Source organism: Natrinema pallidum DSM 3751 (genome assembly GCF_000337615.1).
Lineage (GTDB): Archaea > Halobacteriota > Halobacteria > Halobacteriales > Natrialbaceae > Natrinema > Natrinema pallidum.
Genome location: NZ_AOII01000107.1, coordinates 60,881 through 74,273, shown reverse-complemented (window position 1 = coordinate 74,273; position 13,393 = coordinate 60,881). Strand labels below are relative to the sequence as shown.

Here is a 13,393-nt window from a genome sequence, read left to right as displayed (position 1 = left end):
GCGGAGCCCATCCTGGAGAGTCGTATCCGATGTCTGCTGCCTGTTCATGTCGCGTCCGTTGAACGCTTCCTACGAGACAGTACCGAAATCAGCTCGGGCTAAACACATACATCCAGTCTAAACTTGAACTGCAGATGGGAGATCCAAATGAGAACGCAGACTTATGGGAGGAGAGAAGCCCAATAACACATATAAGTGAGGCCGAAAGACCGGTGTTGATACTTCACGGAGTCAATGACCCCCTTTGTCCAATATCACAGGCACGGACATTCCGAGATGCACTCAAGAGTAGGGGGTGGGTCAAGGGCGAGGACTTTGTCTATCATGAACTCGATGAACAGGGACATGGTAGCTCAGACATAAAGCAAAAGCAGCATGTCTTAGGTATACTGAAGTCATATCTCGAAAATCAGCTTTGAGAACACTTTAGCCGTCTGCACAGCATTTACGAATTTAAATTGGTTAAAATATGTTAATTGTTGTTCTAATTATGTCTCGGACAACGGACTACCACCAATCTCATGGAGTTCATCATCATCGATGAGCGATGGATCTTCAATCTGGGCGTCGGTAAATGGGTGTTCATACTCGTCCTGATCGTACGTCGTGTGGTCCTCAATTCCCGCGATCTCTGCGGAAACACGGCGTGCGACACATGCTGCACAGGTACCACACTGGGTGTCACCTACAGGTTCCTTGCAGGACCATGTTTCAGCAAACAGATCCTCCCGGCCCTTGTATGTCTCGAGGATTTCGTACTTGTGCTTGTCAGCAATGGGTAAGGCGATCTCGACGGGGTAGTCCTCCTTTCGAGAGACGAAATCAGCGAGTTCGTCCGCAAATTCTTGACGGTAATGAACATTGTTGCTACCGTCGTCGGCAGTCGCTCCCCAAATAACTGAGTTTGCACTGTTGTAGATGGCGTAGGATGCTGTCATTGAGAGGAGAACACCCGACGCGAACGGGACTAGATGGGGCGCTTTCTTGTGATTCACCATCATGGCGTGTTCGTCTCCCTCTTGCTTCTGGAGGGCAGTATCAGTACCCGCGTGCATGAACATCTGCGCGTTTTCACCGAACGCGTTCGTCGGCGCTTTGAAGTCAATGACAGTATGCTCCATATCGAGGAGTTCTGCTACTTTCATCGCCGATCGAAGTTCCCCGTATTGCTTCTCATCGTGGAACTGATAGCTGACTAGTTCCACATCATAGCCATTTTCTTTTGCCCAGAGCGCTGCTGCAGTCGAATCCGGACCTCCGGAGAAAACGGCAGCCGCATCGGTATTGTTATTGTCGGACATTCTGTTTTGCCTGTCTCTCTACGAGACATGATTGTATTACAACCTCTATCATATAAACTTTATCCATAAGTAATTATTGTATTTATGGCTTGTGAAAATGTCTTTCAAAAGTTAAAGGAACTCTTTACCAATTTTCTGCGCCTATGATATGCTGCTGTGGAAAGTTCCCTAAGTCGTGATACACGGCCGGCCCCATCATTTTGAAACTCAGTCGATCACTCGAAGGAACAACCGAACCTATCGTATATTACGACTGGATCTAGGTTTGAATATGGAAATCGTCGGGTTTTACACTCTCGCAAACGGAGTTTAAGATATGAGTCACGATGATTTCCCCACAGACAATCCAGCAGTAGTGACGTGTGGGTTGCCGTACGCCAACGGTAGTCTACATATCGGCCATCTCCGTACGTATTTCAGCGGTGATGCGTATACTCGCGCACTAGAGATCCTTGGTCAAGAAACGGCGTTCGTCTGTGGGTCTGATATGCATGGAACCCCCGTTGCCATCAACGCAAAAAAAGAAGAGGTGGAGCCAGAAAGATTCGCCCTACGGAACCACGAGAAGTATAAAGATTGGTTTCCAGAATTCAACATCAATTTTGACTATTTTGGTCATACGCGTGAGGAGACTAACGTCGAACTCACGTCAGAGATTGTCCTCAAACTCGAAGAGGAGGGGCACATATTCGAGGACGAAATCGAGGTTGCATGGGATCCGAAGGCCGAACAGCCTCTGCCTGACCGGTACGTTGAGGGAACTTGCCCATACTGCGGGGAGAAAGCTCGGGGCGATGAGTGTGACGAGGGTTGCCAGCGCCACCTTGAACCCGGCGAGATAGAGGATCCGGTGAGTACGATTACCGGAAATCCCGCAGAATACCGGCCCCGAACACACAAGTTCTTCCGCCTTTCGGCCTTTCAAGAATACTTGCAGGGATTCATCGAACGGCTCGAAGGGACGTCAAACGCCCGTAATCAGCCCCGCGAGTGGATAATGGGTGAACTCGAAGATTGGTGTATCACCCGAGATATGGACTGGGGTATCGAATATCCCGGCGAGTTGCCTGAGGGGCGAGATAAACTGGTCCTCTACGTTTGGGTCGACGCTCCAGTCGAATATATAGCTGCAACAAAGCAGTACAGCGAGCGCGTCGGTCAAGGAGAGTTCGATTGGGAAGCAGCATGGAAGGATGGCGCTCCGAAAGCCGGAGAACCGGACGAAGCTGACTCTGAGACATGGGAAGCCGCCGATACCGGTGAAATAATCCACATTATCGGTCGGGATATCATTCAACACCACGCCATCTTCTGGCCGTCGATGTTGCGGGGAGCGGGCTACAACGAGCCCCGTGCGATCATGGCCAGCGGCTTCGTCAATCTTGATGGACAGGCGTTCTCAACTAGCCGAAATCGAGCGGTGTGGGCAAACGACTACCTGAACGAAGGATTTCATCCCGATCTTATCCGGTATTACCTCATCACAACCGGCGGCTTCCAGCAGGACGTGGACTTCTCATGGGAGAAGTTCCAAGAACGAGTCAACGGCGAACTGGTTGGCACTGTCGGTAACTTCGCCTACCGGAGTTTGCTCTTCGCAGCCCGAAACTACAACGGAACACCCGATGCGACGACTTCTAAAGAAGTCGCCGAGCGTATCAGGGAAGCCGTCACGGAGTTCAAGGATGCCATTAATGACTATTCGATTAAGCAAGCAGGTGACGCAGCCGTCGCGCTCGCGGCCTTCGGAAACGAGTACATTCAACGTAATGAACCGTGGCACCTTACGGATGACGAACCCCAGCGTGCCAAACAAGTCATTTATGACTGTGTGCAGATAGTCAAAGCAGTAGCTGTCCTTGCTACACCTATACTACCCGGCAAGACCCAGCGCCTCTGGGACCAGTTGGGTGAGGACAGCAAAGTCCACGAAGTCAATCTTAACGCAGCTCTCGAATCGCCGCCCAGAAACTTCAATGAGCCAGAAGAACTGTTCGAAAAAATCGAAGACGAGCACATCGATGATCTCAACGAGAGGCTGCGAGACCGAATCGAAGCAGCCACCGAAACCGAAGACGAATCCATGAGCGATGACCTCGAGGCGCTCGCCAACGAGCGAATCAGTTTCGACGACTTCCAAGAACTCGATATCCGCGTCGGCCGGATCGAGTCGGCCGAGGGTATCGAGGGTGCGGACGACCTCGCGCGCCTCGAGGTCGACATCGGCTTCGAGACGCGGCAGGTAGTCGCGGGGATCAAACAACTGCACGATCTCGACGAACTGCCGGGCGAGAAGTGCGTCCTGCTCACGAACATGGAGAAAGCGGAGCTGTTCGGCGTCGAGTCCAACGGGATGATCCTCGCGGCCGGCGAGGAAGCGGACCTGCTGACGACCCACGGCGACGCCGACGTCGGCGAGAAGATTCGGTAACGCCGACGGACTGGTGAGCTGACTCGAAACGGACGACTATTTTTTCTCACCCGGCGGGACGGCTCTCTCGGGTACCGGTTGTGTTACCAATCAACTATATGTCGATCGTTACCGAAAACCGATTGTGCGGACCGCGTTCGTTTCCGCCCTCACTGATCGGCCGATCTTACGACGAGCGCTGGCACCGATCGGTAGCTTCGTCGGGGTCGTGGTCGCTGGCGTCCTCGGGTTCTCGATCCTCGGCGGGGTCGAACTCGTGGAAGCGACGTTCTGGCTGGTCGATCTGACGAGCATCGAACTCCACTTCGCCGAGCACGACGGACCGGAACGAGCGACCAAAGCGTACGCGGTCCTGGTGAGGGCCGGACTCGTCCTCTCGGGACTGTGGATCGGTGAAACGGTTCTCGCTGCGGCGTTCGGGGGCCAGATACGAACGGAAGTGACCAGAGCAACGATGAAACGACGACTCACCGAGACCGACGACCACGTTATCGTCTGCGGCTACGGAATGTTCGGGCGCACGATCGCGAACCACCTCGACGACGACGGGCGAGCCGTAGTCGTCGTCGAGAACGACGAGGACACCGCCCAGCGAGCGCGAGAGGACGGACACCTGCTCGTCGAAGGCGACGCCAGACGGGACGAGATACTGCGAGAGGCGGGCGTCGACCGCGCGTCGAAACTCGTCGCCGCGATCGACGACTCGAACGTCAACATCCAGATCGCGATCCTCAGTGGGACGGTCGAGTCCTCGCCCGAAATCCTCGTTCGCGTCGGCGAGGAGATGTACGAGTCGGTCGCGAGGGAGGTCGGTGCCGACGAGGTCGTCATCCCCGAAGTCGTCAGCGGCGAGCAGGTCATCGGGCTGCTCGAGCGACCGGCGGACTGACTCGAGTTCCCCGCGTCGTGTGGCGATCGGATCCCGCCACCCGCGTTCGAGACCTCGTCGGTGTCGACGGTCGCGATCGTCCAGCAGATCGCCGAGGCCCACGGCTGGTCGCTGACGATCGCCAACACCGATGACGGTGGCGTTCGCTTCGAGTTCGGTGCAGGGACTGCCTCCCGAGCCGGGAGTGTGACCGGCGATACCGTCGGTGGAGAGTAGAGCCGATTTCGGGGACCTCGTTCGAGACTCCGGACCGGGTGCGGTCACTCTGAAGCCGACCGATCAGACCTCGTCCACGACGTCCGAGAAGTCGTCGGTATCGACTACCTCCATCGTGGTCCCCTCGAGGCCGTGTCGGTGGAGCGTCAGCGCGGATTTGAACGCCGCTTCGTTGTCGTCGGTCTCGAAGACGATGAGGAAGTCGTACTCGCCGAGTGCGGCGTAGGAGTCGTGGAGTTCCGCGCCGTGATTCTCGAACTCGGTCCTGATTTCCCCCCAGATCGTCGCGAGTTCCTGTGCGTTCTGGACGTCACGGTCGGTGAGCTCGACGAGCGTTGCGTAGGTTGGCATGTCGAACTCGACGGCCGGTCCGTGGAAAACGGTTGACGTGGCAAGCGACGGGACCGATCGCAGCCGGATCGAGATCGGGTACTCGAACGCGAGTAAGTGACTATCTTTTAGGTAGTGCTACCGGTAGGTCCCGGCATGAGAAATGCGAAGATCGTCTGTACGCTAGGTCCGGCGTCGAACGACCGAGAAACGATCCGCGAACTCGCCGAGGCGGGAATGTCCGTCGCGCGGCTGAACGCGAGCCACGGCAGCCGCGAGGATCGGGCCGACCTGATCGATCGCGTCCGAGCGGTCGACGAGGAGCGGACGGAACCCGTCTCGATCATGCTCGATACCAAGGGACCGGAGATCCGAACCGCGCCGCTGCCCGATGGCGAGACGGTGACGCTGGAGACCGACTCCGAGATCCGGTTCGTCGAAGGTGAGAACGCGACGCCGGAGACGGTCGGACTCTCGGTGTCGATCGACGCGGTCGAACCCGGTGACCGAATCCTGCTCGACGACGGACTGATCGAAACGACCGTCCTCGAGCACGACGGCGACGGGGTTCGAGCGCGGGTCGACACCGGCGGCGAACTGAGCGGGCGCAAGGGCGTCAACGTCCCCGGCGTCGAACTCGATCTCGACGTCGTCACCGAGAAAGACCGCGCGGACCTCGAGTTGGCGGCCGAGAAAGGGGTCGACTTCGTCGCGGCGAGTTTCGTCCGGGACGCCGAGGACGTCTACGAGGTCGGCGAAGTGCTGGAGGAGAATGGCGCGGACATTCCGATCATCGCGAAGATCGAGCGCGCCGGCGCGGTCGAGAACTTGGACGAGATCATCGACGCGGCCTACGGCGTGATGGTCGCGCGCGGGGACCTCGGCGTGGAGTGTCCGATGGAGGACGTGCCGATGATCCAAAAGCGCATCATCCGGAAGTGTCGCGAGGCCGGCCGGCCGGTCATCACGGCGACGGAGATGCTCGATTCGATGGTCCACGCCCGGCGGCCGACGCGCGCCGAGGCGTCCGACGTGGCCAACGCGGTCCTCGACGGCACCGATGGTGTCATGCTGTCGGCCGAGACCGCGGTCGGCGACCACCCCATCGAGGTCGTCGACGCGATGGATAGCATCGTCCGCGAGGTCGAGGGCTCGAACGAGTACGCCGAGTTGCTCGAGCAGCGGGTTCCGGCGTCGGGCGACGCGCGGACGGACGCCCTGGCGCGCTCCGCGCGGTTCCTGGCGCGGGATATCGACGCGGACGCGGTCGTCGCCGCGACGGAGTCAGGATATACGGCGCTGAAAACGGCGAAGTACCGTCCGGGCGTACCGGTCGTCGCCTCGACGCCGAGCCAGACGGTACGCCGCCAGCTCGCCTTGACCTGGGGTGTGACGCCGCTGTACGCGCCCGTCTCGGATCAGGGAGCGGACGCCGTCGTCGAGAAGGCCGTGCAGGCAGCACTGGACGCCGGCGTCGCACAGAGCGGCGATACCGTCGTCGTCCTCTGTGGTATGATGACTGACCTCGAGGGGGCGAACACGACGAACATGCTGAAGGTCCACGTCGCCGCGGACGCACTGACGACCGGCCAGGTCGTCGTCGAGGGGCGGTCGACCGGTCCCGTCGTCCGCGTGACGGACGGCGACCTCTCGGGCGTGCCCGACGGCGCGATCCTCGCGCTCCCCGCCGATTTCGACGCGGAGTTCACCGGCGACACGAGCCGACTCGGCGGCATCGTCAACGCCGAACGGGGGATGACCGGCTACCCGGCGCTCGTGGCGCGCGAACTCGAGTTGCCGATGATCAGCGACGCGGACATCGCGGACCTCGAGGACGGCGAAATCGTCACCATCGACGCCGAGCGTGGCATCGTCTACGGCGGCGAGATCGGGGACCGAACCGAGCGGCTCTGAGCCGCCCGCGGAATGGTGGTCCGCGACGGGACCACGGGTTTTTGACGACGGACCGAGTACGGTCGCGTATGCCAGACGAGTCCCCCGGGAACGGCGACACGACCGACGACCGACGGACCGATCCCTCGGGGACGGACCCGGGCGCTGGACCGCGAGACGGTTCTGCGAGCGGCGACTCGAGCGACGAGTGGGGTGTGGCTGACCGCCCGACGGTCGGCGACGAGTCGGACGGCGGCCGCGACCGCATTCCGATCGATCTCTCCGGTCCGGGCACGGGGGCGGCAGACGACGCGGCCGAGCACGCGCCCGAAGCCGGATCGACGCCGATCGAGCCCGGCGATCCGGACCTCGAGAACGCGCTGTTCGTGATGTTGGGGGCAATCGCCACGGTGCTCGTCCTCGTACGGCTACTCGGAGTCCCCATGTGACGGCTCCTGTGGGCGTCGCAAGCGTACAACGGGAAGACCGCCGCCGACCGTCACGGCGGTTCGCCGCCGGCGCGGAGACACTCGAGACGGTGGCCGACGACGGCGACGCGGATGAGCAGTGACCGGCGAGGGGGCCGTCATGCCGGCTGCTCGCCGACGGCACCGATCCGTCGCGTTTTTGCGTTACCAGCCCCGAGAACGGTTCAAGCAAATGGCCCGGTATCACATCGAAACCTACGGCTGTACGTCGAATCGCGGGGAGAGCCGCGAGATCGAGCGCCGGCTCCGCGATGCGGGCCACTACCGGGTCGACGGGGCCGAGGAGGCCGATGTCGCCATCCTCAACACCTGCACGGTCGTCGAGAAGACCGAGCGCAACATGCTCCGGCGGGCCGAGGAGTTGGCCGACGAGACGGCCGATCTCTTCATCACGGGCTGTATGGCGCTCGCCCAGGGCGAGGAGTTCGACCGAGCCGATGTCGACGGCCAGGTCCTCCACTGGGACGAGGTTCCCGAAGCCGTCACCAACGGCGAGTGTCCGACGACGACGCCCGACGCCGAACCCATCCTCGACGGCGTCGTCGGCATTCTCCCGATTGCGCGGGGCTGTATGTCCGACTGCTCGTACTGTATCACCAAGCAGGCCACCGGCAAGATCGACTCCCCCTCGATCGAGGAGAACGTCGAGAAGGCCCGCGCGCTGATCCACGCCGGCGCGAAGGAGATCCGCATCACCGGACAGGACACCGGCGTCTACGGCTGGGACGAGGGCGACCGCAAACTCCACCGGCTGCTCGAGGCGATCTGTGAGATCGACGGCGACTTCCGGGTCCGCGTCGGGATGGCCAACCCGAAGGGCGTCCACGGCATCCGCGAGGAACTCGCCGCCGTCTTCGCCGAGTACGACGAACTCTACGACTTCCTGCATGCGCCCGTTCAGTCGGGCAGCGACGACGTGCTCGGCGATATGCGCCGCCAGCATCAGGTCGCGGAGTACGTCGAGGTCGTCGAGACCTTCGACGACTACCTGGACTACTGGACGCTGTCGACGGACTTCATCGTCGGCTTCCCGACCGAGACCGATCGGGACCACGAACAGTCGATGGCGCTGCTCCGCGAGACCCGTCCGGAGAAGATCAACGTCACTCGCTTCTCGAAGCGGCCGGGAACCGACGCCGCCGAGATGAAGGGGCTGGGCGGCACGGTGAAAAAGGAGCGCTCGAAGGAGATGAGCGCGGTCAAACGCGACCTCGTCGCCGATGCCTACGCGGACATGGTCGGCGAGGTCCGGGAAGACGTCCTCGTCGTCGAGGAGGGCACCGCCGACTCGGTCAAGTGTCGTGACTCCGCGTACCGACAGCTCATCGTCCAGAACGCGAGCGACTACGGCATCGCGCCCGGCGACTTCGTCGATCTCGAGGTGACGGCCCACGAGACGATGTACGCGTTCGGGAAGCCGAGATAGCGTCACGGCATCGGGGCTCGACCGGTGGCGGCGGCTCCCAGTTCTCGGGAATAGGGACCGGGAGCAAAGTAAGGACGGACCGAAGTGTGACATATGGGCGACACAGTCGACCAACCGAGTCGGTGCCCGCGGATCGACCGGGACGGCGAACTCGGGTGTGACCCCTACCGAATCATGGACCTGCTCAGCGACGACGACGCGCGAGCGGTGTTTCTATACGTCGAGGAGCCGGCGACGGTGAGCGATATCTCCGAGGCCCTCGATCTCCCCCAGTCGACGGCGTACAGGAAAGTCGAGGAGTTGCACGAAGCCGGACTGCTCTCACAACTCAACGAGCGGTCACGGACGGGAACCCCAGGACATTACGTCCGGGCGATGGACCACGTCTCGGTGACCTACGACGAGCCGCTTCGGATCGAGTGTACGTGCAACGGGCGACTGCTGTACTGTGAGCCCTGACCACGGGGCTCCCCGGGCTCGAGGCCGTCTCGTTACAGGTCCGCGACGGCGGTCTCGATGTCCGCGACGGGGAGCGGCGAGATCCAGTCGTCAGCGACGAAAGCGTACTGGACCTCGCGGTCGGGATCGAGCACGAACGCGGAGCGCCAGGGCGTCGAGACGTTCGCCATGTGCGACCGGTCGCCGAGCAGGTCGAACGCCTCGCTGACGTCGCCGTTGACATCCACGAAGAACCGGATGTCCGGTCGACCCAGCCAGCGGAGGAACTCGTTTTGCGCGTAGGGACCATCGCGACTCACGCCGAGTACCGGCACGCCGTCGAACTCGTCCCAGCCGGCGCGAACGAAGCGCTTCCACCAGTTCCGTGCGATCGCGCTGAACACGAAGCCGGTACAGACCACGACGCCGCCGCGAGCGCCGAGCGCGTCGGAGAAGGGCGTCGAGCGGAACGTCTCGCCGTCACAGAGGAGCGACGCGAAGTCGGGTACAGTCTCACCCTCGCTCGGAGGCATACGTGAGGACTGTCACGTGACTACAAAAAACTCCGTTCCGCGGCCGAAGGGACCGCCGATATCGGACGCGTCAGGACGTATTCTTTTGACCGCCCGTCCCGTAGCGAGAGATATGATAACGCTCTACCGTCTCGAGGGCTGTCCGTACTGTGAACACGTCGTGGATCGACTCGAGGAACTCGACGTCGACTACGAGAGCGTCTGGGTCGAGGGACTGCACTCGAAGCGCGACGAGGTCAAGCGCGTTTCTGGCCAGCGACAGGTGCCGGTCGTCGTCGACGAAGCGTCCGGCGTGACGATGGCCGAGTCGGACCGCATCCTCGACTATCTCGAGACGACCTACGCCTGACGCGGGGCGGGCGCTCGCCGCGGCTAGTCGCCGTCGTCGAGTCCGTGGGGATCCAGTCCCGGGTCCTCGACCGCGGGTGCACCGATCGCGAGGACGACGCCCTCCTCGTCGCCGACGTTGCGGTGGCCGTGGCCGACCGCCGGCTTGGCGATCCAGAACGTCCCCGGGCCGGCGTCGACGTACGTTTCCTCGCCCGAACGGCCGAGTTTCAGCGAGAACTCTCCTTCGAGGACGTAGTACAGCTCCTCCTGTTCGGCATGCGCGTGGTACTGAATCTCCTCGCCGGGTTCGAAGTACCAGAGTTTGAGATTGAGCGCATCGGTGTCGAAGAAGTCGTCGAGCGCGCGGATACGGAGGTCCGGCGGGGCCTCGTCGACCGCGGAGAGATCGCTCATCGGCACGTCGTCGGTGTGAACTACCTCGTAGTCCATGCTATCCTAACCCACGTCAACTATCATCAAAAGTGTCCCGTCGATTGGCCCGTGGTGCCGGCTATGGCGCTGGGGGATCGATCCACCCGTCCAGCGGCGCTCGAGCGCGTCCCCGACTGTCGGGGCCATGGATCACCCGCAGGCGAGCGGTGCCGTCACTCGACGACGACGGCACCGCCCTCGCTGGGGACCGTCGTCCCCTCCTGTGCGGCGAACGCGTCGTGGACGTGGTCGTAGGTCGCCTCGAGCGCCTCGACGATCACCGTCGTCTCGCTGAGCACGGGCATGAAATTGGTGTCGCCCTCCCACCGCGGCACGACGTGTGTGTGGAGGTGGTCGTCGATCGAGCCACCGGCCCCATCACCGAGGTTCAAGCCGGCGTTGAAACCGTCCGGTTCGAGGGCGGCCTCGAGCGCGTCGAACGTCCGCTGTTTCAAGCAGGCATGATCGAGCAGGACATCCTCCGCGAGAGCCGCGTACTCGCCGGTATGGCTATGCGGGATCACCATCAGGTGTCCCGGGTTGTACGGATAGTTGTTCAGCATGACGAACGCGTGTTCGCTTCGCGCGACGAGCAAGTTCTCCCGATCGTCGCCCAGATCGGGGAGTTCACAGAAGACGCACTCCTCGATCTCGGGGTTCGGTTCGTCGCGTCTGATCCACTCGATTCGCCACGGTGCGAACACCTGTTCCATGTTCGATACCACTCGAGGTGTCCCTAAAGCGTTTCAGTCCGCCGACTCGGGCCGGAACGAACGGGTAATTCGTCCGTAAATCCATGCAACAGTGACTCATAATTCCCCTATAAAGCCACGAAAACCGGATCTAAACGGTATCGAACGCTCTCAGACGATCTCGAATCGAGGTCGCCGCCCTCATGCGGTTTTGATGGCTCACGGCTCAAAATGAAGCGTGGGTTTAAGATAGGGCTACTGCAAGTAATCAGATAATGGCAACGACTGATGACTCCGTCAACGGGATGACCGAGCACTGTGAGGAGTGTGACTTAGAAACGCTCCACGAGGTGTCCGTCCAGATCAGAACTGAAAGCGTCAAGCAGGAAAACGCACAGTTCTCCCGCGAACCGTACCGGGTGAGCGAGTGTCAACGGTGTGGTAACCGCTCGAGTCAGCGGATGAACAACGCGTAACGAGTGGTGGGAATACGAGGACTCGATTCGGACCCGTTTCAGGTTGGTGCCCGCCAGATCGGTCGCTCGTCGATGGCGGACCTCCCCTTGGCGTGACTGGGTGTGGAATTTCTATGAACGGATGAGTCTCACGCACGCTCGCTCCCTACAGCGCTCGTAAACGGCGATAACAGACGGTCGCGGGTGGCTGTCGCGTCAGCTTCTGGCTCCTCCCTCGTTACAGTCGGAGACGACGATAGCGGCGGCCAACGACAGACGATACCGATCACGCCGTCCCGTAATACACCGACGTCCGCGGCGAGTGTGAGTCGCGGTCGTTACCTCAACAAGACGGTCACCGTTCGGTCGTCACTTCGCAGCCGTCCTCGGTGATGATGAGCGTGTGCTCTTTCTGACTGACGAGGGAGTCGTCGTCCTCCTTGAGCACCGGATAGCTGTGGACGATATCGTTGCGCTTGAGTCGGCGCAGCGCCATTTCGGGTCGGTCAGTCTCGAGCCATCGCGTCGCGAACGGCAGCGTCCGGAACTCGTCGGTGATCTGCTCGAGGGCCTCGCGGGCCTGCCGGTTTCGGATCGTGCCCTCGCGCTCGAGCGAAAAGATCTCCTCGCTCGCTCCCTCGGTGACTTTGCCGCCGCCGTCGGTCGCGAACGGCTCGATCGCGACGACGTCGCCGACCTCCAGCGTCGTCCCCTGCGAGACGGCGCGGTTCGGGATGTTCGGCGAGGTATGTTGTTCCCAGTGACCCAGCCCGTGGCCAGTGAGGTTGACGACGGGGTTGTAGCCGTAGCCGTCGATGACGTCCTCGATTTCGGCCCCGATCTCGCCGGTCCCGACGCCGGGTTCGACGATCTCGAGCGCGGCCTCCAAGGCCTGTTCGGAGGCCTCGGCGAGTTCCGGAGTGCCGGAGAGATCGACGGTGATGGCAGTGTCGGCCAGCCAGCCGTCGACGTGGACGCCGATGTCCAGGTTGATCATCTCCTCGCCGAAGGTCGTCTCGTCGTCGATCGACGGCGTCGCGTGGGCTGCCTCCTCGTCGACGGAGATGTTGACGGGGAACGCGGGCTGACCGCCGAGTTCCCGGATTCGGTCCTCCGCCCACTCGGCGACCTCGAGGTGGCTCGCACCGACCTCGACGCGCTCGGCGGCTTCTTCACGTACCTGCGCGAGGATCGCCCCCGCTTCGCGGTGCTTTTCGTACTTCTCGGACTCGAGGTCCACCTCGGATTCGGCCATATCACGGGGTTGGATGGGTCGACAAAAAGAGGTTCCGTCTCTCCGACGAACGCTGGAGACGACTCGCAGCCGTCTCAGTGGGTCGTCGGCTCCCCATCGATCCAGTTACACGCCGGACAGGCGACGACCCCTTGCACGTTCGACAGCGTCACGTCACAGCGCGGACATCGACTCGAGGCGTACTGCGGCGCTCGAAACATGGTTCGATCCACGGATACGTCAATAATAAATGTTCCTCACGACGATCGTCGAATCCCCGGCCGCAGGCGGCGGTGGCATCCCTC

At 61.5% G+C, this 13,393-nt stretch carries 17 protein-coding genes; 10 read left to right on the top strand and 7 right to left on the bottom strand.

From position 1 onward, the window contains the following. Positions 1-110: 110 nt before the first annotated feature. Positions 111-419: a prolyl oligopeptidase family serine peptidase gene (locus C487_RS19845; protein ID WP_083864666.1), complete on the top strand. Its 309-nt coding sequence runs from the start codon at positions 111-113 to the stop codon at positions 417-419. Positions 420-488: 69 nt separating this feature from the next. Here the strand turns inward: C487_RS19845 and C487_RS17950 are convergent, their stop codons facing one another. After that, positions 489-1,301, bottom strand: coding sequence for a 7-cyano-7-deazaguanine synthase (locus C487_RS17950; RefSeq protein ID WP_006187262.1), 813 nt, complete (start codon positions 1,299-1,301; stop codon positions 489-491). 316 nt (positions 1,302-1,617) lie between these two features. Between C487_RS17950 and metG the strand changes: the two genes are divergently transcribed. The 3 genes from metG (at position 1,618) to C487_RS20745 (ending at position 4,837) form a co-directional block, all read left to right on the top strand. Beyond that, on the top strand, positions 1,618-3,732 hold the full coding sequence (metG, locus tag C487_RS17945; protein WP_049908258.1) for a methionine--tRNA ligase: 2,115 nt from the start codon (positions 1,618-1,620) through the stop codon (positions 3,730-3,732). 124 nt (positions 3,733-3,856) lie between these two features. Continuing rightward, on the top strand, positions 3,857-4,621 hold the full coding sequence (locus C487_RS17940; protein ID WP_006187258.1) for a potassium channel family protein: 765 nt from the start codon (positions 3,857-3,859) through the stop codon (positions 4,619-4,621). Positions 4,622-4,681: 60 nt separating this feature from the next. Beyond that, a complete protein-coding gene (locus C487_RS20745; protein ID WP_006187257.1) occupies positions 4,682-4,837 on the top strand; it encodes a HAMP domain-containing histidine kinase in 156 nt (51 codons plus the stop codon). 63 nt (positions 4,838-4,900) lie between these two features. Here the strand turns inward: C487_RS20745 and C487_RS17935 are convergent, their stop codons facing one another. Continuing rightward, on the bottom strand, positions 4,901-5,188 hold the full coding sequence (locus C487_RS17935; RefSeq protein ID WP_006187256.1) for a GYD domain-containing protein: 288 nt from the start codon (positions 5,186-5,188) through the stop codon (positions 4,901-4,903). Positions 5,189-5,323: 135 nt separating this feature from the next. Here C487_RS17935 and pyk point away from each other — a divergent pair, with 135 nt between their 5' ends. From pyk to C487_RS17915, 4 genes are all read left to right on the top strand, one after another. Next, on the top strand, positions 5,324-7,081 hold the full coding sequence (pyk, locus tag C487_RS17930) for a pyruvate kinase (protein WP_006187255.1): 1,758 nt from the start codon (positions 5,324-5,326) through the stop codon (positions 7,079-7,081). Between the two features lie 68 nt (positions 7,082-7,149). Next, the gene (locus C487_RS17925) at positions 7,150-7,509 is read left to right on the top strand and encodes a DUF7312 domain-containing protein (RefSeq protein ID WP_006187254.1); all 360 of its coding nucleotides are present in this window, start codon (positions 7,150-7,152) and stop codon (positions 7,507-7,509) included. A 211-nt stretch (positions 7,510-7,720) separates the two neighbouring features. Then, entirely contained in the window at positions 7,721-8,974 is a 1,254-nt protein-coding gene (locus tag C487_RS17920; RefSeq protein WP_006187253.1) for a tRNA (N(6)-L-threonylcarbamoyladenosine(37)-C(2))-methylthiotransferase, read from the top strand. Positions 8,975-9,067: 93 nt separating this feature from the next. Beyond that, entirely contained in the window at positions 9,068-9,433 is a 366-nt protein-coding gene (locus C487_RS17915) for a winged helix-turn-helix domain-containing protein (protein WP_006187252.1), read from the top strand. A 32-nt stretch (positions 9,434-9,465) separates the two neighbouring features. On the opposite strand, the gene C487_RS17910 is transcribed toward C487_RS17915, so the two are convergent. Further along, the gene (locus tag C487_RS17910; protein ID WP_006187251.1) at positions 9,466-9,945 is read right to left on the bottom strand and encodes a redoxin domain-containing protein; all 480 of its coding nucleotides are present in this window, start codon (positions 9,943-9,945) and stop codon (positions 9,466-9,468) included. Between the two features lie 112 nt (positions 9,946-10,057). On the opposite strand from C487_RS17910, the gene C487_RS17905 reads away from it, so the two are divergent. Further along, positions 10,058-10,294 (top strand): glutathione S-transferase N-terminal domain-containing protein, encoded by a 237-nt coding sequence (locus C487_RS17905; protein WP_006187250.1) that lies wholly within the window; start codon positions 10,058-10,060, stop codon positions 10,292-10,294. A 23-nt stretch (positions 10,295-10,317) separates the two neighbouring features. Here the strand turns inward: C487_RS17905 and C487_RS17900 are convergent, their stop codons facing one another. Together C487_RS17900 and C487_RS17895 are read right to left on the bottom strand one after the other, a co-directional pair. Further along, positions 10,318-10,725, bottom strand: coding sequence for a cupin domain-containing protein (locus C487_RS17900; RefSeq protein ID WP_006187249.1), 408 nt, complete (start codon positions 10,723-10,725; stop codon positions 10,318-10,320). 155 nt (positions 10,726-10,880) lie between these two features. Continuing rightward, positions 10,881-11,420: an HIT family protein gene (locus C487_RS17895; protein ID WP_006187248.1), complete on the bottom strand. Its 540-nt coding sequence runs from the start codon at positions 11,418-11,420 to the stop codon at positions 10,881-10,883. 254 nt (positions 11,421-11,674) lie between these two features. On the opposite strand from C487_RS17895, the gene C487_RS17890 reads away from it, so the two are divergent. After that, complete coding sequence (locus C487_RS17890; RefSeq protein ID WP_006187247.1) at positions 11,675-11,875, top strand: DUF7835 family putative zinc beta-ribbon protein; 201 nt, start codon at positions 11,675-11,677, stop codon at positions 11,873-11,875. Positions 11,876-12,209: 334 nt separating this feature from the next. Here C487_RS17890 and map read toward each other — a convergent pair whose 3' ends face one another. Together map and C487_RS21780 are read right to left on the bottom strand one after the other, a co-directional pair. Beyond that, entirely contained in the window at positions 12,210-13,109 is a 900-nt protein-coding gene (gene map, locus C487_RS17885; protein WP_006187246.1) for a type II methionyl aminopeptidase, read from the bottom strand. A 74-nt stretch (positions 13,110-13,183) separates the two neighbouring features. After that, positions 13,184-13,309 (bottom strand): hypothetical protein, encoded by a 126-nt coding sequence (locus tag C487_RS21780; RefSeq protein ID WP_006187245.1) that lies wholly within the window; start codon positions 13,307-13,309, stop codon positions 13,184-13,186. Positions 13,310-13,393: the final 84 nt, after the last annotated feature.

What these genes read in the sequence shown, in the direction of transcription:
- C487_RS17950 (WP_006187262.1), bottom strand. Translation starts at nt 1,301, where the DNA reads ATGTCCGACAATAACAATACCGATGCGGCTGCCGTTTTCTCCGGAGGT.
- metG (WP_049908258.1), top strand. Translation starts at nt 1,618, where the DNA reads ATGAGTCACGATGATTTCCCCACAGACAATCCAGCAGTAGTGACGTGT.
- C487_RS17935 (WP_006187256.1), bottom strand. Translation starts at nt 5,188, where the DNA reads ATGCCAACCTACGCAACGCTCGTCGAGCTCACCGACCGTGACGTCCAG.
- pyk (WP_006187255.1), top strand. Translation starts at nt 5,324, where the DNA reads ATGAGAAATGCGAAGATCGTCTGTACGCTAGGTCCGGCGTCGAACGAC.
- C487_RS17925 (WP_006187254.1), top strand. Translation starts at nt 7,150, where the DNA reads ATGCCAGACGAGTCCCCCGGGAACGGCGACACGACCGACGACCGACGG.
- C487_RS17920 (WP_006187253.1), top strand. Translation starts at nt 7,721, where the DNA reads ATGGCCCGGTATCACATCGAAACCTACGGCTGTACGTCGAATCGCGGG.
- C487_RS17915 (WP_006187252.1), top strand. Translation starts at nt 9,068, where the DNA reads ATGGGCGACACAGTCGACCAACCGAGTCGGTGCCCGCGGATCGACCGG.
- C487_RS17910 (WP_006187251.1), bottom strand. Translation starts at nt 9,945, where the DNA reads ATGCCTCCGAGCGAGGGTGAGACTGTACCCGACTTCGCGTCGCTCCTC.
- C487_RS17905 (WP_006187250.1), top strand. Translation starts at nt 10,058, where the DNA reads ATGATAACGCTCTACCGTCTCGAGGGCTGTCCGTACTGTGAACACGTC.
- C487_RS17900 (WP_006187249.1), bottom strand. Translation starts at nt 10,725, where the DNA reads ATGGACTACGAGGTAGTTCACACCGACGACGTGCCGATGAGCGATCTC.
- C487_RS17895 (WP_006187248.1), bottom strand. Translation starts at nt 11,420, where the DNA reads ATGGAACAGGTGTTCGCACCGTGGCGAATCGAGTGGATCAGACGCGAC.
- C487_RS17890 (WP_006187247.1), top strand. Translation starts at nt 11,675, where the DNA reads ATGGCAACGACTGATGACTCCGTCAACGGGATGACCGAGCACTGTGAG.
- map (WP_006187246.1), bottom strand. Translation starts at nt 13,109, where the DNA reads ATGGCCGAATCCGAGGTGGACCTCGAGTCCGAGAAGTACGAAAAGCAC.
- C487_RS21780 (WP_006187245.1), bottom strand. Translation starts at nt 13,309, where the DNA reads ATGTTTCGAGCGCCGCAGTACGCCTCGAGTCGATGTCCGCGCTGTGAC.